Annotated in this window: 13 protein-coding genes, 3 tRNA genes and 1 pseudogene; 10 read left to right on the top strand and 7 right to left on the bottom strand. The window is 49.0% G+C overall.

Features of this window, described 5'->3' with window-relative positions; translation table 11 throughout:
* From FTU55_RS06190 to FTU55_RS06175, 4 genes are all read left to right on the top strand, one after another.
* Entirely contained in the window at positions 1-969 is a 969-nt protein-coding gene (locus FTU55_RS06190) for a penicillin-binding protein activator (RefSeq protein WP_180046517.1), read from the top strand.
* Positions 970-1,392, top strand: coding sequence for a YraN family protein (locus tag FTU55_RS06185; RefSeq protein WP_075167708.1), 423 nt, complete (start codon positions 970-972; stop codon positions 1,390-1,392).
* 61 nt (positions 1,393-1,453) lie between these two features.
* On the top strand, positions 1,454-2,137 hold the full coding sequence (locus FTU55_RS06180) for a BON domain-containing protein (protein WP_163141546.1): 684 nt from the start codon (positions 1,454-1,456) through the stop codon (positions 2,135-2,137).
* Entirely contained in the window at positions 2,127-3,011 is an 885-nt protein-coding gene (locus tag FTU55_RS06175; protein WP_180046516.1) for an alpha/beta hydrolase, read from the top strand. The genes FTU55_RS06180 and FTU55_RS06175 overlap by 11 nt, the downstream gene beginning before the upstream one ends.
* 11 nt (positions 3,012-3,022) lie before the next feature.
* On the opposite strand, the gene nudC is transcribed toward FTU55_RS06175, so the two are convergent.
* The 3 genes from nudC to dnaQ all read right to left on the bottom strand — a co-directional run bounded on the left by nudC (position 3,023) and on the right by dnaQ (position 7,046).
* Positions 3,023-3,790: an NAD(+) diphosphatase gene (gene nudC, locus FTU55_RS06170; RefSeq protein ID WP_075167710.1), complete on the bottom strand. Its 768-nt coding sequence runs from the start codon at positions 3,788-3,790 to the stop codon at positions 3,023-3,025.
* Positions 3,790-5,433 carry a hypothetical protein gene (locus FTU55_RS06165; RefSeq protein WP_005179216.1) on the bottom strand — a complete coding sequence of 548 codons (1,644 nt, stop codon included), beginning with the start codon at positions 5,431-5,433 and terminating at the stop codon, positions 3,790-3,792. Before FTU55_RS06165 ends, nudC begins: the two co-directional genes overlap by 1 nt.
* Positions 5,434-5,558: 125 nt before the next feature.
* Positions 5,559-7,046, bottom strand: a complete 1,488-nt coding sequence (dnaQ, locus tag FTU55_RS06160) for a DNA polymerase III subunit epsilon (RefSeq protein ID WP_005179215.1) — start codon at positions 7,044-7,046, stop codon at positions 5,559-5,561.
* Positions 7,047-7,252: 206 nt separating this feature from the next.
* Between dnaQ and FTU55_RS06155 the strand changes: the two genes are divergently transcribed.
* The 6 genes from FTU55_RS06155 (at position 7,253) to FTU55_RS06130 (ending at position 17,347) form a co-directional block, all read left to right on the top strand.
* A complete protein-coding gene (locus FTU55_RS06155; protein WP_180046514.1) occupies positions 7,253-10,462 on the top strand; it encodes a LysM peptidoglycan-binding domain-containing protein in 3,210 nt (1,069 codons plus the stop codon).
* Between the two features lie 27 nt (positions 10,463-10,489).
* The gene (locus tag FTU55_RS06150; protein ID WP_168398256.1) at positions 10,490-12,328 is read left to right on the top strand and encodes an extracellular solute-binding protein; all 1,839 of its coding nucleotides are present in this window, start codon (positions 10,490-10,492) and stop codon (positions 12,326-12,328) included.
* A 29-nt stretch (positions 12,329-12,357) separates the two neighbouring features.
* A complete protein-coding gene (locus FTU55_RS06145; protein ID WP_005179212.1) occupies positions 12,358-13,428 on the top strand; it encodes a microcin C ABC transporter permease YejB in 1,071 nt (356 codons plus the stop codon).
* Positions 13,428-14,441 carry an ABC transporter permease gene (locus tag FTU55_RS06140; protein WP_104489770.1) on the top strand — a complete coding sequence of 338 codons (1,014 nt, stop codon included), beginning with the start codon at positions 13,428-13,430 and terminating at the stop codon, positions 14,439-14,441. Before FTU55_RS06145 ends, FTU55_RS06140 begins: the two co-directional genes overlap by 1 nt.
* Positions 14,416-16,002 (top strand): ABC transporter ATP-binding protein, encoded by a 1,587-nt coding sequence (locus FTU55_RS06135; RefSeq protein WP_180046544.1) that lies wholly within the window; start codon positions 14,416-14,418, stop codon positions 16,000-16,002. The genes FTU55_RS06140 and FTU55_RS06135 overlap by 26 nt, the downstream gene beginning before the upstream one ends.
* Positions 16,003-16,102: 100 nt before the next feature.
* Positions 16,103-17,347, top strand: a complete 1,245-nt coding sequence (locus tag FTU55_RS06130; protein WP_180046512.1) for an NADH:flavin oxidoreductase/NADH oxidase family protein — start codon at positions 16,103-16,105, stop codon at positions 17,345-17,347.
* Positions 17,348-17,632: 285 nt separating this feature from the next.
* Here the strand turns inward: FTU55_RS06130 and FTU55_RS06125 are convergent.
* From FTU55_RS06125 to FTU55_RS06110, 4 genes and pseudogenes are all read right to left on the bottom strand, one after another.
* Positions 17,633-17,708: transfer RNA gene (locus FTU55_RS06125), tRNA-Glu, on the bottom strand.
* A 44-nt stretch (positions 17,709-17,752) separates the two neighbouring features.
* Positions 17,753-17,828, bottom strand: a tRNA-Glu gene (locus tag FTU55_RS06120).
* A gap of 24 nt (positions 17,829-17,852) precedes the next feature.
* Positions 17,853-17,928, bottom strand: a tRNA-Glu gene (locus FTU55_RS06115).
* Between the two features lie 133 nt (positions 17,929-18,061).
* Positions 18,062-18,966, bottom strand: a pseudogene (locus tag FTU55_RS06110) (alpha/beta hydrolase).
* Positions 18,967-19,160: the final 194 nt, after the last annotated feature.

The raw sequence follows: 19,160 nt of genomic DNA, 5'->3' as shown, positions 1-19,160 counted from the left end.
ATGTTTAGGCAAATTATTAATAACAATAAAAGACAGCTTCAAAAAGCAATCATTACCACGGCGCTGTTGGGCGCAGGACTTTCAGTCGCCCAGGCCGAGATTCTGGTCATTCTACCTGAATCGGGTCCTATGGCGCGAGCCGGTTTCAGTATTCAGCAGGGTTTTATGCACGCTTATCATGCATCGGGTGAGAAGATGCCGGTTAAATTGATTAATTCCGAGCAGCGCAAAATTGGTCCCTTGCTGCGTCAGCATGTCAATGCCAAGACCCGGGTGGTGATTGGACCTTTGGCACGTGCCGATGTTGAGCAGTTAATTGCGCTGCGGCCCAAAGTGCGTACACTGGCCTTAAACGAGGTGATCCAGCAGCATCCACGGGTGCTACAGTTTAGCCTGTCAAAAAAAGATGATGCACAGACCTTAAAACAGCTGTTCCAGAAAGATCAGATTAATCATCTGTATATTCTGCGTGAACCCGGCACCGAAGCTGAACATGAGCTGTTATTGATGTCTCTGGTGTCGCAGCTGGATTATCCGGTGGAGGTGGTGGACAGCCCGCCGAGATGGCTGAAACGTCAGCAGGGGGTGTTATTGCTGGGTTCGAATGGCTGGATCAATCGCCAGAACAGGTTGCCCAAAAAGCGCTTATACAGTCTGGCCAATGCCGTCGAGTCACAGCAGCAGTTACCGCAAGGCCTGCAGTTTTGTGATGCGCCGGCTTTATATCAGTCCCAATGGGCAGATGTACAGGCCGGGATTCAGGCGGCCAAGGCGGAACACTTTTCTTTTCAGCGGCTGGTGGCCTTTGGTGGAGATGCCTGGCAGATCGCCAATTATTATCTGAAACAGCCACAATTAAACCGCATCGAGTTTGAAGGGCGAACCGGTTTAATCCGGATTCAGGACAACCAGATTCAGCGTATTCCGAAATGTTATGTGCAGCAGAAACAGCTGGTGCAGATCCTGTAAATGGCCAGTCAGCGCGCGCGTCTAGGCCAGTGGGCCGAACAGCAGGCTGCAATGTTATTAGAGCAGCAGGGTTATCAGATTCTGGCGGCCAATTACCATTGCCGTTATGGTGAAATCGACCTGATTGCCCGGCAGGATCAGCAGCTGGTGTTTGTGGAGGTAAAGGCGCGATCTTTTAGCGATTATGGCCGGGCGGTGGAGGTGGTTTCCATCTCCAAGCAGCAAAAGCTGATTAAAACTGCGCTGACCTATTTGAGCAATTCTGCACAATTACAGGATTTTTATTGTCGATTTGATGTGATTTGTTTTGATTTTACTGAACAAATTGCAAAAACAGTACAGCAAGATTTTTCCAATTTCACGTATGATCTGCAATGGATTGAAAATGCTTTTACTTTTGATTCAGAGTTCATTAATCTTTGAAGAGAATTGAAGCAAAGATGCTTGAAAACAGAAATGAATAAGTAATGAGGAGTCTTGCTGAGTGTTAAATCGTATCGCAATCACAGTGCTGTGTGTGGCAAGTTTATCCGGCTGTGCAAGTTTTATTTCCAGTGGTACGGGTTCTGCACCTGTAGGAACGGAAAGTGGCGCACGCTCACTTGGCCAGGTCTTTATTGATAACTCCATTGAACGTACAGCAAAAATTAATTTATATAAGCTGGATGCCCGTTTTAAACAGTCACGCGTTAATATTGAAAGTTTCCACGGCAATGTATTACTGACCGGTCAGGTGCCAGATGCACATTTGAAGCAGTTGGCGGAAGACAATGTCCGCGCCATGAGCGATGTTAAAACCGTACACAACTATATTGCCGTGGGCAACCAGATTGGTTATAGCACCATCATGCAGGACACCACCGTGACCGCCAATACCCGTGGCCTGATTATGAAAGCGCCGGTGGTTTCCGACAGTAAAGTGCGAATTCACACCGAAGATGGCGTGCTGTATGTGATGGGCCGTTTGAATAATGCGGAAATCGCCGATTTAAATCAGGTGTTACAGCAGGTCGGTAATGTCACCAAAATTGTGACCTTAATTGACAATATTGAAGCCTCACAGGCCACATCTTCTGGTTTTGCCAGCCCGATGATGAATGTACAGCCGGATGTACAAACCCCGGTCGCCATTGATCCGGACCAGATCGAGCCAACGAATGCGCTCTAAGTTGTTCCAGTTTAAAACGCAGCTGCAATATCGTCTGGTTCAGGCCAAAAGTGTATATCAGGAATTCCGCCTGTATGATTTTGGCAGTTATGCCCTGAACCGTTTGACTCCACGACAGGGCTATACGGTAGAGAACGATCTGGCTTATGGAGCGAATGAACGCCATCAGCTGGATTTGTACCGGACTGCCCAGCCACGTCCCCAGCAGCCGTTAATTGTTTTTGTCCATGGTGGTGCCTGGTCACGGGGTGATAAAAAAGATTATCGCTTTGTTGGCGAAGCTTTTGCCCAACAAGGTTTTGATGTTGCCGTCATTAATTATCAACTGGCGCCGCAGAATATTTTTCCGGTCTATATTGATGACCTGACTTTGGCACTGAACTATCTGCATGATCAGCAGGCAGAGTTAAGGATTAACACTGATCAGATTATCCTAATGGGGCACTCGGCCGGTGCGTTTAATATCATGTCGGTGCTGTATCATCCGCAGCCTTATGCGCTGAACTGCCGAGACAATATTCGGGCTGCGATTGGCTTGGCTGGTCCCTATCATTTTGACTATAAAGATGATCCGCTTTGTGCCGATGCATTTGATCAGACCATTCCTTATCATGATGTGATGCCGTATTACTTTGTGGAAAGTAATCACATTCGTCACTATTTGCTGGTGGCTGAGAATGACCAGATTGTGCATTTGAGTAATGCGGTTGATTTTGATCATGTGCTAAACAAGCATGGCAATCATAGTCAGCTGATCACCATTCCACGCACCGGGCATGTCAGTATTATGGGCTCGGTATCGAGTCTGTTTAGCCGTTATTTTAAGACCAAGCACACGATTATGCAGGCGCTGGAAGAAACACTAAGTTCCTGAGTAGCGTCTCTTTAGAGCCAGGCTTTGCTGTCGTCTGCGACGGCAGAGCCTTCGGTCACGTGTTTGATCATGGCATGGGCAATACTGCCTTTGAACGGAATATTCGGCAGTTGATCAAATTTAAAGAATTGCGCATCGCTGATTTCTTCTTCCTGTAACTGCAGTTCACCACCGGCATATTCGGCTTTAAAGGCAATCATCAGGTTGCTTGGAAAAGGCCAGGGCTGACTGGCCAGATACTGAATATTCTTTAGCTGGATACCGACTTCTTCCGCGGTTTCACGGCGTACCGCTTCTTCCAAGGTTTCTCCCACCTCAACAAAACCGGCAATCAGGCCATACATATTGGTGGTGTTTCGCGCATTTTTGGCCAGCAGAATTTCATCTTCACCGCGGGTAATGACGGTAATGACACAGGGTTGTACACGTGGATATTGGCGATACTGGCAGACCGGGCAAACCATGGCATATTCGGTGGCATGCGCTTCGGTTGGATGGCCGCAGTGGCTGCAAAAACGGTGATTACGACGCCATTCTAGCAACTGGATTGCACGGCTGGCCTGTTCAAATTCGGCACTGTTCCAGAACTGTAACAGCTGGCGAATTGGCAATAATTGATAGCCTTCAGGAATGGGCTCATCGGGGAGTAAGTCGCGGGCAATCACCTGATTGCCCGTAGACAGGTCACTTGCTAATTTTTCAACTCGGGGCAGTTGAAACTGTTCATCGACCAGCAGTTGCTGTTGGTGAAAAATATAGGCAAGTGAGAGTTCAGACATTAGGCTACAGCTTTCAGTTTTTCGCTACTTGCCAATGCTACATCAAACATCGACTGTAAAACAGGCTGTTTGTTTTTTAAATTGTCAATCAGCATGTCGGCACCGGCCAAGGTGTCTAACACGGCATTCAGCTCGTCACTACTGAGCGTTTCACCGGCTTCGCATTTACGATAGATAAAGTCAGCGGCAGTCAGCAGCGCCTGCTGGCCTTTTTCTTCATTCAGGAACAGCAGGGCACCGGCCACTTCACGCAGCTGGGTACAGGTGTTTTCCAATAAACGCACATCCTGATCCTGAACGTGCTGCACCAGAATCTGCTGAGCCAGATCAATTAAGGTTTTGGTTTCGCTCAGCAATACTTCATGCGCTTCATCTAAACGGTCCAGCGAAATGTGCATGTTGTTAACGCGCAGCTGTAAACGGCTAGAGGTATGATGACGCTCCAGCACCCCAATCGAGTTCATCGCTGATAAAATGGTGTTCATCAGCTGCTGGGCAAAGCTTTCTTCTTTGAGCACTTCGGCCTGACTCAAGGCGTCGGCCTGAACCAGCAGATCACGGTGGGCTTCATTCAGGTTCAGCACTTTAAAGATATTGGCCAGATCTTTGAGCTTGGCTTGCAACTCCTGGGTTTTTTCAGGGGTCATGTTCTGGTAGTTGTATTCGATGTCATTGCGAATCTGCGCCATTTCGCTGGTCGCCAGAGCACTGATGGTCTGCATGGTTTCAAAATCCGGACCATACAGATGACGGCTGAAGACCTGTAACTGGGTGTCAGTCAGCAGGTCTTCACCAATATTCAGCTGTTCGCGGATGTGCTGGGCCACCTGATCTTCCTGGCTAATGCACAGGCTCAGGATGTTGGCCAGATCACTTAACTGGGCCTGGAAGCTGTCTGGTGCGGCAAAGTATTGACGCATATTCAGTTCAATACTGATTAAGGTGCGTAAACGTGGTTCATTCAGCAGCAGGTTATCAATCTGGTTTAACGCCACATAGACCAGATTCCAGTATTGTTGGCTTGGATGCTGGGCGGATAGACCGGCTAAATAGGTGCCGACCAGTTTCATGGCTTGCAGATCCAGCTCGGATTCTTCCTGCTTCAGCAGTTTGTACAGTGACAGTTTATACAGCTGATGCACATAGCCTGATTTTTCCAGACCGGGTGCTTGTGGCAATTTGAATTCCGGGTGAATACAGTCCAGCAGAGATTCAATATGCTGGCCTTCCTGGGTGAGTGGTTTACCCAAGGCACGTTCCAGACGGTTTAAGGTATCGAGCAGGAACTGTGGAATTTTAACTTCGCGCAGACAAATAAATTCGATGTAGCGCTTGAGCATGGTGGTGCCTTCACTTAAGGCAATCACGTCTTCAGTTTTAATTTGCGCCGGATTCCCCATAATCTTGCGCATTAATTCTGCTGAATATTGGGCAATTTTTGCCAGGCTCGACATATCAATCAGGGCCAGTACCTGGGCACATTGCTCAAACTGGTTAAGGGCATCATCAATCCCGAAAGGTAAAGTCTGATCTTCTGCCAAGGTGCTGACTGCGGATTCCACCAATTTGATTGAATTATCAACCTCATTTTTTATTATCAGTAACGCAGTCGGATCAAAATGAATAGAGGTTTGGTAAGACATGTATCTGCACCTTTCCTAGTGTTTTATCTGTTTATGGGCCTGCTGCAAAAACAGCAGACCTGTTTATCTTAACTATAACTGAACTAGGAACAGATTAAATACAAAAAATTACAATCGTCGGTTTTTTATTTGGCAAAAAAGCAGGGCTGTCCATGCTTTTCTTCAAATTGTTTGACCCAATTCTCATGTGCTTCCAGCTCTGCGGCGGAAGGCAGAATCACCGGCAATTCCACTTCAATGCTGCGACGACCCGATTCACCGCTTTGTTCTTCATGATGAGCTGACAGGGCATCCATATCAAAGGATACCTGGCCACCGGTCATGGCCAGATAGACATCGGCCAAAATTTCAGCATCGAGCAAGGCGCCGTGGAAGGTACGGTCACGCGCCGGAATTTCATAACGCTTCACTAAGGCATCGAGCGAGTTCTTTTGTCCCGGATGCTTGTTTTTGGCCATTACCAGGGTATCGGTGACTTCACACACCGCCGATAAATCGCCTAGACCACAGCGGTTAAACTCCATATCCAGGAAGTTCATATCGAAGGTGGCGTTATGCGCAATAATTTCCGCGCCTTTTAAATAGTCATACAGCACTGCAGCAATTTCGGCATACTTCGGCTTGTCTTTTAAAAACTCATCCGAAATACCGTGCACCACTTCCGATTCACCGACCGGTTTTTCCGGGTTGATATAAATATGAATCGAGCTGCCGGTCAGTTTGCGGTTGACCATTTCAATCGCGCCGACTTCAATAATCCGGTCACCATCCTGATAATAAAAACCGGTGGTTTCCGTATCCAGAATCAGCTGGCGTGGACCATAAGCCTGAACCGTGGCCGGGGTAATCACAATATGGGGATGCGATGACGTGTTTGCTGGCGCTGTTGCACTCTGGTTCTGGGTTTCATCTTGGATCAGGACTTCGTTCTGATTCGGGCTGTCATTTTGACTGAGGGTTTGCGTCACGGTAATGCTGTGCTGGGTCAGACTGAGATGATCCTCCTGCACCATTAGCAGTTCTTCTTCGACTTCAACGTCTAGTTGGCTGTCGTCTAGATCGAAGCCAAAAGGGTCGTCGAGCAACCAGTCAGATTCTGCTTTTTTTTTAGCCGTGCCCGGCGGGATGACTTCAGACTCAGCGCTTTTATCTTCAGTAATGATTTGTACCGGCGTCACTTTGACCTGCTGTGCAAATACCAGATCGGCCCCTTTGTTGGCCAGCTGATCGGCCATTTCATTGCCAGCATGGCCAGCGTGACCTTTAATCCAGTGCCATTCAATTTCACGACCCTGACAGATGGCATCCAGTTTTTGCCATAGGTCCGGATTTTTCACATCTTTCCAGTTTTTCTTTTTCCAGCCGGCAATCCATTCGGTCATGCCGCGTTTGACATAGTTGGAATCGGTCCAGAGAATCAGTTTGGCCTCTGCCGGGCAGAACTGAATGCCTTCAATGGCTGCCGTCAGCTCCATACGGTTGTTGGTGGTTTCCAGTTCCCCGCCATAGAGTTTGTGCTGCTGGGTTTCTGTAATGACATATGCACCCCAACCGCCCAAGCCAGGGTTTCCACGACAAGCACCATCCACATATAGTGTGATTGTTTGAGACATAAGCCAGATCCAAAAAGAGCCAAATAAAAACCGAGCCGCTATTGTATAACGCAATTGCAGATCAGAAACGCCGAAGACGTCAATTTTTTAATTTCTTGTAACATTTATATTAGAATCGCGCTAGAGTAAAACCTTGTGTCGTAGTGATGCTTCACTACAATGTCAAATCTAAAAAATAATTTATAGACGAGTTGTTTGGATTTCCTATGTATAAACCAACCACACGCATGTGGCAGCCTATGGTCCCGGCACTATTTAAAATTACAGTTTTGGGTTCAGCGCTGGCCGCGCTCGGCATCAGCACCGGCTGTACCTCTACACAAAGTGCCAGCAAAGCGTCAACGTCGAGTCAGGTTGGTTCAGGTTATCTGGACGCCAGCAGTTTAGATTCACTGGAAGATTTATTGTCGGCCACCGACATGCGCGCGGTAGAAGGTGACCGTTTACTGATTTTAAAACACGGTGATGTCTGGAAGCGCATGACCGTAGGTTTCAAAATGGATCTGGAACACTGGAATCCGCGTATTGAAGCGCAGCGCGGCTGGTTTATTTCACGTCAGCCGTATATTGACCGTTTAAGTGCGCGTGCTTCACGTTATTTGTATCACACGGTCAAAGAAGCCGAGCGCCGTGGCATGCCAACCGAACTGGCGTTATTACCAGTCATTGAAAGTTCGTACGACCCGGCAGCGACCAGTAGTGCTGCTGCGGCCGGTTTATGGCAGTTTATTCCAAGTACCGGACGTATTTATGGTCTGAAACAGACCCCGCTGTATGATGGCCGCCGTGATGTGGTCGAATCGACCCGTGCTGCCTATGAATTCCTCGGTAGCCTGTATAACCAGTTTGGTTCCTGGGAGCTGGCTCTGGCCGCTTATAATGCCGGACCGGGCCGTATTCAGCAGGCGATTAACCGCAACAAGGCTGCCGGTTTACCGACCGATTACTGGTCACTGAAATTGCCACAGGAAACCATGAACTATGTGCCGCGTTTCCTGGCAGTGGCGCAAATTATTAAAAACCCAGGTGCCTACGGGGTGCGTTTGCCGCCAATTGCCAACCGTCCCCATTTCCGTGAAGTGACGGTCGGTGCGGTGAATTTAAATGATGTGGCCAATATTACTGGTCTTAGCCGTGCCGAGTTATATGCGCTGAACCCAGGCCATCGTACTGACCGAATTGACAGTGCCAGCCCGATGCGGATTCTGATTCCAGCCGATTTAAGCCCAACAGTCGATGAACGTCTGAAAAACCTGCAGGGTGGTGGATTGCTGGCCAGCAACACACGTCCAGCCGTGACGACGCAGACCACGACCAGTGCCCCAGCTGCAAAAACCACCACACCGGCCCTGACGGCCAGCGTGACTCAGCGTACTGCTACGACTACGCCAGCGAGCACAGCCAAAACCGCTAGCAGCACGACCACAACCAGCACCAAGCGGATCAGTACGCCACGCGGTTCATCGGCTTTGGCCTCTTTTGCGGCCAATTCAGATATTCCAAGTGCTCCACGTATTCCGGTGGCCATTACCCCGGCACAGAATATTCAGCCGGTGAAGGTCGAACCGCCAATTTCAGCAGCAGAACGTGAACAGATTCTGGCGGCAGTGAAAACTGAAGACCAGAACAAAACGGTAGAAGAGGTGTTGCAGCCGGTGGCCTCTCAGGCTGAACAGGCGCAGGTGGTGGCCGAGTTAAAAGAAATTGCACCACAAGGTACTGAAATTGTCGATCCTTATGATGGCAAAATTAAGCTGACCGCGATTCAGACCAGTCTGTCGGTGGCCGAGCAGCAAGGCAAAGAGCTGACCAAAGGTTTTGCTTACCCGAAAAGTGTTGCGGATAGCACCCGTCCAGATTCAGATGAAGCCCAACGGAATCAGGGCAAGAACGTGATCAAGACCGACACCGAAGTGGTGGTGGTACCGCCAAAAGGCAAACGCAGTACCTATACGGTACAGGCCGGCGATACCCTGGTGCTGATTGCCATGAAAAATGGGGTGAACTGGCGTGATGTGGCGAAATGGAACCAGATTGATCCAAACTCGACTTTATATGCCGGTACCACCATCTATTTATATAATGCCAAACTACAAGCAGCTGCGCCAGCCAAAGCCAAAGAGCAGCCGGAATCCTATGTGGTTAAAGCCAACGATACCTTAACCGGCGTGGCCAATCAGTTTGGTTTATCGGTCAAGCAATTGGCGGATTATAATAATCTGAACACAAGCAGTGGCCTGTTTGTCGGTCAGAAACTGAATCTGAAAGAAACAGCAGAGATGCGTGCCAAGGCAGCAGAGCAGAAAGCGGCTGAAACCAAAGTAGCCACGCAAAGCTATACGGTGAAGCGCGGTGAATATCTGAAACTGATTGCAGACCGTCATGGCTTGTCCAATGCAGAACTGGCAGCCTTAACTCCGGGTCTGACTGCTGGCAGCAGTTTGCTGGTTGGACAGCGGATTAATGTGCCTGTGGGTGATTCGAAAGCCGAAGCAAAAACTGAAACGGCCACAGAGAATCGTCGTGCAGCGCCAAGTACATCAACAGCTGAGATTAAAACGGAAAACTATACTGTCCAGCGCGGCGACACCTTATCGAGTGTGGCCGCACAAAGCAAAATGAGTCTGGCTGATCTGGCCACCTTAAACCAGATTTCGACCAATACCGGCCTGCGAATTGGACAAACTTTAAAAATTCCAGCCGGTTCGACCATCCCGGATAGTTATACAGTACAGTCGGGCGATACCTTAACTGCCATTGCCAACCGCTATAACCTGAGTCTGGAGCAGATTGCCAGTTTAAATGGCATCAGCCGGACTGCCGGTTTACGTACCGGCCAGCGCCTGAAACTCAGCGGTGAGCCAGCGCTAGTGGAAGAAAGTAAGGTCAGCACAACTGCTGCAGCCTCAGACATTCATATCGTAAAATCGGGTGAAACCCTAAACAGTATTGCGCGTAAATATCATTTGCAGCTGAATTATCTGGCTGCACTGAATGACCTGCCACGTACTGCTGCACTACGAATTGGCCAGCGTTTAAAAATTGAAGGTGATCTGGACAGCAGTAGCAACCGTGCCGCGGAAAGTGCAGCGGTGAGCAGCGCCAGCACGGGTAAAGCAACCGAAACCTATACCGTTAAAGCCGGTGAGTCCTTAAATGCCATTGCCAGCCGTACCGGTATTTCGGTCGCTGAACTGGCAGCCTTGAATGGCCTGAGTCCGCGTGCCGGTTTAAGAGTTGGCCAAACCCTGCAACTGCCGAAAACCATTATGGAATATAAGGTTAAACGTGGTGATACCCTGATTGGGTTGGCCAGCCGTTATGGTCTGGAAACCAGTGAACTGGCCGATATGAACGAGATTAAACCGAATACGCAGCTGCGTATTGGAGAGATCATCAAGGTTCCGAACCTGTAATTGCCGGGCACAAGGAGTCGTGACCGCATGAACAGATCTTTATATCGCTTGAGTGCTGTGGCAATAGCACTGGCTTTGACCTCAAGCTGGAGCTGGGCTGCGCTGCAGACCACGCCGTATATCGCGCTGCACAGCAGTCCGAAATACAGCCAGCTTGCGGCCATGCCCTATGCCAATCCGCAAGCGCCCAAAGGCGGCATGCTGAGTCAGTCCAGCAATGGCACTTTTGACAACCTGAACAGCATGAACGGTAAGGGCAGTGCGACCGATGGGGTGAATTATCTGTTTGATTCGCTCATGACCAGCTCGCTAGATGAGCCGGGGGTGATGTACCCACTGCTGGCAGAAAAAGTGACTTATGATCCGAAGCAGACCAAGTTTGTCATTTTTCATCTGAATCCAAAAGCACGTTTTAGTGATGGCACACCGGTCACCGCGGCTGATGTCAAATTCAGTTTTGATACCTTCCAGAGCAAATCTAATCCGGGTTTGCAGATGTATATTGCCGATTTGGATAAAACCGAGGTCTTGTCCAGACATCAGGTCAAAATGACCTTTAAATCCGATAACAACAGTGAAATGCCGCTGATTTTATCGGCCTTACCGATTTATTCCCAGAAAGACTGGCAGGGCAAGGACTTTAGCCGGATTACCTTGCAGCCGATGCTGGGGTCAGGCCCGTATCTGATTGAACGGATTGATGCCGGACGCAGTATTACTTATAAGCGCAATCCGAACTATTGGGGCAAAGATCTGCCGGTAAATAAGGGCCGTTATAACTTTGACCGGCTTAAATTTGTCTATTACCGCAATATGGATGTGGCCTTTGAAGGCTTTAAGTCGGGCCAATACACGCTGCATGAAGAATATACCGCGCGCAAATGGGTGACGGAATATCAGTTCCCGGCAGTGAAAGCGGGGATGGTGGTGAAATATAAGTTCCGGCATGAAAACCCGGTGCCAACACAAAGTTTTGTGTTTAATACCCGGCGTGCACCGATGCAGGATATTCATTTCCGTCAGGCGCTCAGCCATGCCTATGATTTTGAATGGCAGAATAAAGCCCTGTTTTACGGACAGTATCAGCGTTTGCAAAGTTATTTTAGCAATAGCGAACTGGAAGCCAAAGGTCGTCCAAGCGCGGCGGAGCTGGCACTGTTAAAGCCGTATTTAAAACAGTTGCATCCGGTGCAGCGTCAGGGGGTGCTGGCCAACTGGAAATTCCCGGTCAGTGATGCCAGCGGTTTTAACCGCAGCGGTCTGCTCAAAGCCCGGCAGATCCTGCTGAATGCCGGCTATCGCTTCAAGGATGGCCGTTTGCTTGATCCGAAAGGCAACACCATCCAGCTGGAATTTTTAATTCATCAGGATGGCTTGCAGCGTACTTTAATGCCTTTTGTGCGCAATTTAAAACGTCTGGGGATTGTGGTGAATATCCGCCAGGTCGATGTGCCGCAATATATTGAACGGATGCGCCGGGCAGAATTTGACTTAAGCACCATGGTCTTGCCACAGTCCTTAAGTCCGGGCAATGAACAGGCGCAATTCTGGAGCAGTGCCGCGGCAGATCAGCCGGGCAATTATAATTATGCCGGCATCAAGAATCCGGTCATTGATGACATCATTCAGAAAATTATTTACGCGCCTGACCGCCAGCAGCTGATTGTCCGGACCAAAGTGCTGGACCGCTTATTACGCGCTGGTTATTACCAGATTCCGACCTATGGCAAAGGCGAGCACTGGCTGGCCTACTGGAATATGTACCAACAACCGAAAATAAAACCAAAACTTTCCATTGGACTTGATTACTGGTGGAGTGATGCAGCCGGGGCGCAAAAAGTAGCCCAGTATCTGCGTAAACAATAAGCTGGCTTTGCCACAAGGATGCTGAGCGCATGGGAACCTATATCCTGAAACGTGTGTTGCTGATTATTCCCACACTGTTTCTGATTTTGCTGATTAACTTTATTGTGATCCAGATTGCCCCGGGCGGTCCGGTCGAGCAGGCAATTCAGCAGGCAGAAGCCTTTCAGGGCATGGGCGGGAGTGGCAGTGCCGAAACTGCTGCGGCCGGTTCAACGCCCTATCAGGGCGCCAAAGGTCTAAGTGATGAAATGGTGGCTAAAATTGAAGCGCAATATGGGTTTGATAAACCAATTCATGAGCGTTTCTGGCTAATGCTGAGCAGCTATCTGCAATTTGATTTTGGCACCAGCTTTTTTAAAGACAAGCCGGTGACCCAGCTGCTGTGGGAAAAACTGCCGGTATCGCTGTCTTTAGGATTGTGGAGCACCTTGCTGATTTATCTGGTGTCTATTCCACTCGGGATAAAAAAAGCCCGTCAGCATGGTCTGATCTTTGATAAAGCCACGTCTATTTTGCTGGCCATTGGCTATGCCATTCCGGCCTTTGCTTTTGCGATTTTATTGATTGTATTTTTTGCCGGTGGTTCCTATTTTCAGTGGTTCCCGCTACAGGGATTGGTCTCGGAAAACTTCGATCAGCTGAGTCTGCTGGGTAAAATCAAAGACTATTTCTGGCATATGACCTTGCCGCTGCTGGCGATGGTGATTGGTGGATTTGCCGGGTTGACCTACTTAACCAAATACTCGTTTATGGAAGAACTGAATAAACAGTATGTGCTGGCGGCACGCTCCAAAGGCCTGACCGAATCGCGGGTGCTGTATGGCCATGTTTTTCGTAACGCCATGCTAATTGTGATTGCTGGCCTGCCGGAAGCATTAATTGGGATTTTCTTTGTCGGTAACCTGTTTATTGAAATTATTTTTAACCTCGATGGTCTGGGATTGCTGGGCTTTGAAGCGATTGTACAACGTGATTATCCAGTAATTTTTGGCACCCTGTTTATTTTTACCTTGTTAGGATTAGTCCTCAGACTGATCAGCGATGTGCTGTATCAGGTCATTGATCCACGGATTAATTTTGAATCACGGGGGGCCAAATAATGTCTCCCTTAATGCAGGCGCGGCTCCAGCGTTTTAAACAGAACCGGTTGGGATTTGGCTGTTTTATCGCCTTTGCCCTGATTTTTATCTTGTCCTTAGCAGCCGAGCTGATCGCCAATGACAAGCCGCTGCTGGTCAAATATGAAAACAGCTTATATATGCCGGTGTTCAAGGCTTATCCTGAAACCACTTTTGGCGGGGTCTTTGAAACCGAAGCAGAATATAAGGACCCGGCCGTGCAGCAACTGATTCAGGACAAGGGCTGGGCCATCTGGCCACTGATTGAATATTCTTATCAATCGCCGAATTTAGAGCTGGCTGTGCCGGTGCCGTCACCACCGACCAGCGATAACTGGCTCGGGACCGATGATCAGGGCCGAGATGTACTGGCGCGGATTCTCTATGGCCTGCGGGTATCACTGCTATTCGGATTTGCCTTAACGCTGGCCTCTGCTGCACTTGGCATTATCGTCGGGGCGATACAGGGCTATTATGGCGGCTGGGTCGATTTGCTGGGACAGCGGATTCTGGAAGTCTGGGGTGGTTTACCAATGCTGTTCATGGTAATGATTCTGGTCAGTATGTTTAGCCCAAGCGTGTACTGGCTGTTTCTGATTATGCTGCTGTTTGGCTGGCCGACCCTGGTTGGACTGGTCCGGGCCGAATTTTTAAGGGCACGTAATTTTGATTATGTCCGTGCTGCCCGCAGCCTGGGTGTGAGCGACCGTACCATCATGTTCCGGCACATCTTGCCCAATGCCATGAGTTCAAGTCTGTCACAACTACCCTTTATGCTGACTGCGAATATTACCGCGCTGACTGCACTGGATTTCCTCGGTTATGGTTTGCCGCCCGATGCTGCATCTTTAGGCGAACTGCTGCTACAGGGCAAGAATAATTTAAATGCGCCGTGGCTGGCATTGTCGGGCTTTTTTACCCTGGCAATTGTTTTATCTTTACTGATTTATATTGGAGAGGCGACCCGTGATGCATTCGATCCAAGACGCCAGTAAGCGCACGCCGGTGCTGACGGTACAGCAGCTCCAGATTCAGCATCAACAGCAGCTATTGGTGCACAATTTAAGTTTTGAATTACATGCTGGCGAAACGCTGGCGCTGGTCGGCGAGAGTGGTTCGGGCAAATCGGTCAGCAGTCTGGCCTTGCTGGGCTTGTTGCCGAGTCAGCTCCAGATTCAGGGGCAGGCACTGTTTCAAGGGCAGGATCTGCTACAGCTGAATCCGGTACAACTACGCCAGATTCGCGGCCAGCGCATTGCCATGATTTTTCAGGAGCCGATGACGGCATTAAATCCGCTGCATCGGGTGGAAAAAATTATTAGCGAAAGCCTGCTGTTACAAGGCTATTCCAAGGCGGAAACCCGGCAACGTGTGCTGCAATTGCTGCAAGATGTTGGCATTCCCCAGCCGGAAGATAAACTGAAGCGTTATCCGCATGAACTGTCTGGCGGGCAGCGCCAGCGGGTGATGATTGCCATGGCCTTGGCGCTTGATCCGGACATTCTGATTGCCGATGAACCAACCACTGCGCTGGATGTAACTTTACAGGCACAAATTCTGGATCTGCTGCAAAGTTTACAGCGTAGCCGGCAGATGGCCATGATTTTAATCAGCCATGATTTGAATCTGGTGCGGCATTATGCCGACCAGGTCATTGTTATGAATAAAGGCCAAGTCGAGGAGCAGGGGTCGGTTGAACAGGTCTTTCATGCGCCGCAGCAGGCCTATACTCGGGAGCTGCTGTATCATGATTTTGGTCAGGCTTTACAGGTAGAGGCGACTCAGCCTTTATTGCAACTGCAACAACTGGGTGTGAAGTTTCCCATCAAGCAGGGTTTACTCAATCGAGTCAAAGATTATTTTGTCGCGGTGGAGCCGCTGGATTTAAATCTGGCCCAAGGCGAATCCATCGGTATTGTCGGGGAAAGTGGTTCCGGTAAAAGCTCGCTGGCGCTGGCGATTTCGCGTTTAACTGCCAGTGAGGGCAAAATTGATTTGCTGGGCCAGGATTTGAACCAGCTTTCGGAAAAGCAGCTGCGGCCATTACGCAGTAAATTTCAGATTGTATTTCAGGACCCGTTTAGCAGCCTGAATCCGCGTTTAAATGTCGAGCAGACCATTGGCGAAGGGTTGGCCTTACAAAAACTGTCAGCATCCGAAATTCAGCAGCGTATTGATCTGGCACTGGAAAAAGTTGAATTGCCGGTCAGTTTTAAAACCCGTTATCCGCATGAACTATCCGGTGGACAGCGGCAACGGATTGCACTGGCACGTGCGCTGGTGCTGAAACCGAAACTGCTGATTCTGGATGAGCCGACCTCGGCGCTGGACCGCACCACACAACGCGCCATCGTTAAACTGTTGCGGCGTTTGCAGCAGCAGGAGCAGATGAGCTATCTGTTTATCAGCCATGATTTGCAGGTGGTCAAGGCCTTGTGTCAGAAGGTATTGGTGCTGAAACATGCAAAGGTGATGGAATTCCAGCGTACTGAAGATCTGTTTGCACAGCCACAAACTGACTATACCCGGCAGCTGATTCAGGCTAGTCAATACTAATCGGTAATGATTTTTGACAATATGAGTTGTCAAAAACTGCTTGACCATTGTGGAAATTCAATGGAGTATTTGCTCTAGAACACAATGTCAGGATTGACCGATGAGCCAGATTGCAGATCAGCTTCAAATTAGAAAGACCACATTTAAAAACCGCATCATTAAAGGCGCTATGAGTGAGGCGCTGGCCAATACGGCTGGTCAGCCGAACCAGTTACATTTGGGCTTATATGAGGCCTGGGCCAAGGGTGGGCTGGGCTGTGCCATTACCGGCAATGTCATGGTGGATATTCGTGCCAAAAATGAACCGGGCGTGGTGGCCATTGAATCAGAACGTGATCTGGCCAAGTTGCAACAGTGGGCGCAGATTGGCAAGCAGTATGGCATGGTGCAACTGGTGCAGTTATCGCATCCGGGGCGGCAATGTCCGAAAGGCCTGAACAAAGAAACCGTCGCGCCTTCCGCGGTACCGTTTAGCCCGGCCTTGGCCACCACCTTTGGCACACCGCGCGAACTGCGTGAAGATGAGATTCTGAATATTATCCAGCGCTTTGCCCGCGCTGCGCAGATCTGCGAACAGGCCGGTTTTGAAGGGGTGCAGCTGCATGGCGCACACGGCTACTTAATCAGCCAGTTTTTATCACCGCTAACCAATAGACGTCAGGATCGTTGGGGTGGTTCGATTGATAACCGGATGCGCTTTTTGCTGGAAATTTATCAGGCGGTGCGCGCCGCGACCTCTGACAATTTTATTATTTCGGTCAAGCTGAACTCGGCGGACTTTCAGCGCGGCGGCATTAGTGAAGAGGATGTGATTCAGGTCTTTAAAGCAATTGATGCTGCCGGAATTGACCTGATTGAGGTATCAGGGGGGACTTATGAAGCACCGGCCATGGCCGGAGTAAAAGCGGAAAAACGCAAAGCCTCGACTTTAGCGCGTGAAGCCTACTTCTTGGAGTTTGCGGAGCGGATCCGCCAGGAAGTTCGTTGTCATTTAATGGTGACCGGCGGTTTCCGGACCGTACAAGGCATGAATACGGCACTGGCCAGCGGCGCCTGTGATTTTATCGGGATTGCTCGCCCATTTGCGGTAGAGCCAGATCTGGCACATCGTTTGCTGGCAGGGCAAGACGTGCGTTATGGTGTCGATAAAATTAAGACCGGCATTCCACTGGTTGATAAAATGGCAATTATGGAAATTATCTGGTATGCCGCGCAGTTCAAGGACATTGCCCAAGGCAAACAGCCGAATCCAAAACTCTCGCCTTTAAAAGTATTTTTTAAATATTTAAAAGGCAATTTGACTGCAGTCATTAAAGGACAGATTAACTCGCGTAAATCGGCCTAAACAGAAATGGGGGAGGGATGATCCATCCCGATTCCCCATCTACGCTTTATTCAACTTTTTTTGAGCATTTCCATCCACATCAGCAGGAGACTGTATGACGTGGATGATAGCAGGCCTGTTATGGCTGTCAAAAACAATGATCTGGGCGCAGGTGAGATGACCGTTTTAAACGGGTGATAGTATTTTTCATACTTCCCGTTCTGTACAAATAAAAAGTTGCAGCAATAAAAAAGCCCAAGTCGCAATGCTTGGGCTTTTTTATGAATCACGTATGTGACCCGAATATGGCGTCCCTACGGGGATTCGAACCCCGGTTACCGCCGTGAAAGGGCGATGTCCTAGGCCTCTAGACGATAGGGACAGTGCAGAAGAATATTTTAAACCGCTTCTTTTGATTGGAAGAAGTGGCGTCCCTACGGGGATTCGAACCCCGGTTACCGCCGTGAAAGGGCGATGTCCTAGGCCTCTAGACGATAGGGACTTAATAAAATATTACTTCTGAAATTGGCGTCCCTACGGGGATTCGAACCCCGGTTACCGCCGTGAAAGGGCGATGTCCTAGGCCTCTAGACGATAGGGACGTTTCAGAGGTGGGCGTATATTAGGGTGAAAAAAGGAGGGTGTCAAACGCTTTTCTACAATTTTCTGGCTGCAAGGCTTTTAAGCGAATAAATTTAGAACAATTTGCATAAATCAGGTGAAAATTCCCTCAATTTAAGCACTTTCTGGCAGTAACTCGACCAAGGCCTCTAAGACTTGGGGATGCTGTAAATAGCCATAGACTTCATGAGGACGATCTACCGGAGTTTGTACCTGCTGGTTCAGAATGGCCGGTTTAAAATGAAACGGTGGTTCCGACAGTGGAAAGGCGGTCAGAAAATCATCCGGAGAATAAAAATTAATCCAGTCGCCATGCAGGGCAGTGGGGCGCTGAATCGGCTGTTGTAAATGCTCCTGAATCACCCGAAAGGCCAGCGGCGAACCGAGGGTAATAAAGCGTGCAATATTCAGTTCCGGATGCTGAATTAACAGATTATAGGCAATTACCGTGCCTAAGGAATGCGCCAGAATAATATGGGTGTTATCCTGACAGAGCTGGGCATAAATCCGGCTGTGTACCTCTTGAATAAAATGCGGATCGGCCAGGTATAAATAGGCTTCGACCAGAAATTTATGCAACAAGCTGGCATGCAGTTTGGGAAAATAATTGATCAGCCGGGCAAAATCACGCAGTGCAATATCCCGGCTTAAAGCACTAAGCCATTTCAGTTTCTGGTTAAAGTTAAGTGCATCATAGACTTGCAGATGCGGAATATTGCAATCGCCGGGGCGATGTTCTTCCACCACTGTGGTCGGTTTTTGAATTTTGACTGGATGCAGCAGTGGAAAATGCGGCCAGTGCTGCGGCATCAGGGTGCTGGCATTTAAAGTGTTTTGCAGATGATGTTTGGAGAGCAAATCGCCATAAAACGGCATACAGATGGCCTGTTTTAAATCGGCAAAAAATGGGACTGCTGGCTGCGTTTTAAACCCTGCTCCAGTATTGATAACCACAGTCGACGCAGTGAATCGGCAGTCTGGTGTTGCTGATTCATCCCATGAATGCAAATAATATTCATTGTAGGGCCAGCATGTGAATAAGAATGGCTTTATTTAACAGTATAGATAAAAAAAGAGCGGCCGGGGCCACTGCTGTCCCATAGTTTGCTTTAAATAAAAAAACCTGAGTCCTAACAGTTAAAATATGAGTGTAAACAAACACTTTAACGACCAGGATTCAGGTTTTGTCACATCAGAATACCGTATTTCATGA

The sequence above is a fragment of the Acinetobacter sp. YH12117 genome, from assembly GCF_013418865.1.
Classification (GTDB): Bacteria; Pseudomonadota; Gammaproteobacteria; order Pseudomonadales; family Moraxellaceae; genus Acinetobacter; species Acinetobacter indicus.
The sequence above is the reverse complement of the archived record's forward strand: the minus strand, read 5'-3'. Positions and strand labels throughout refer to the sequence as shown.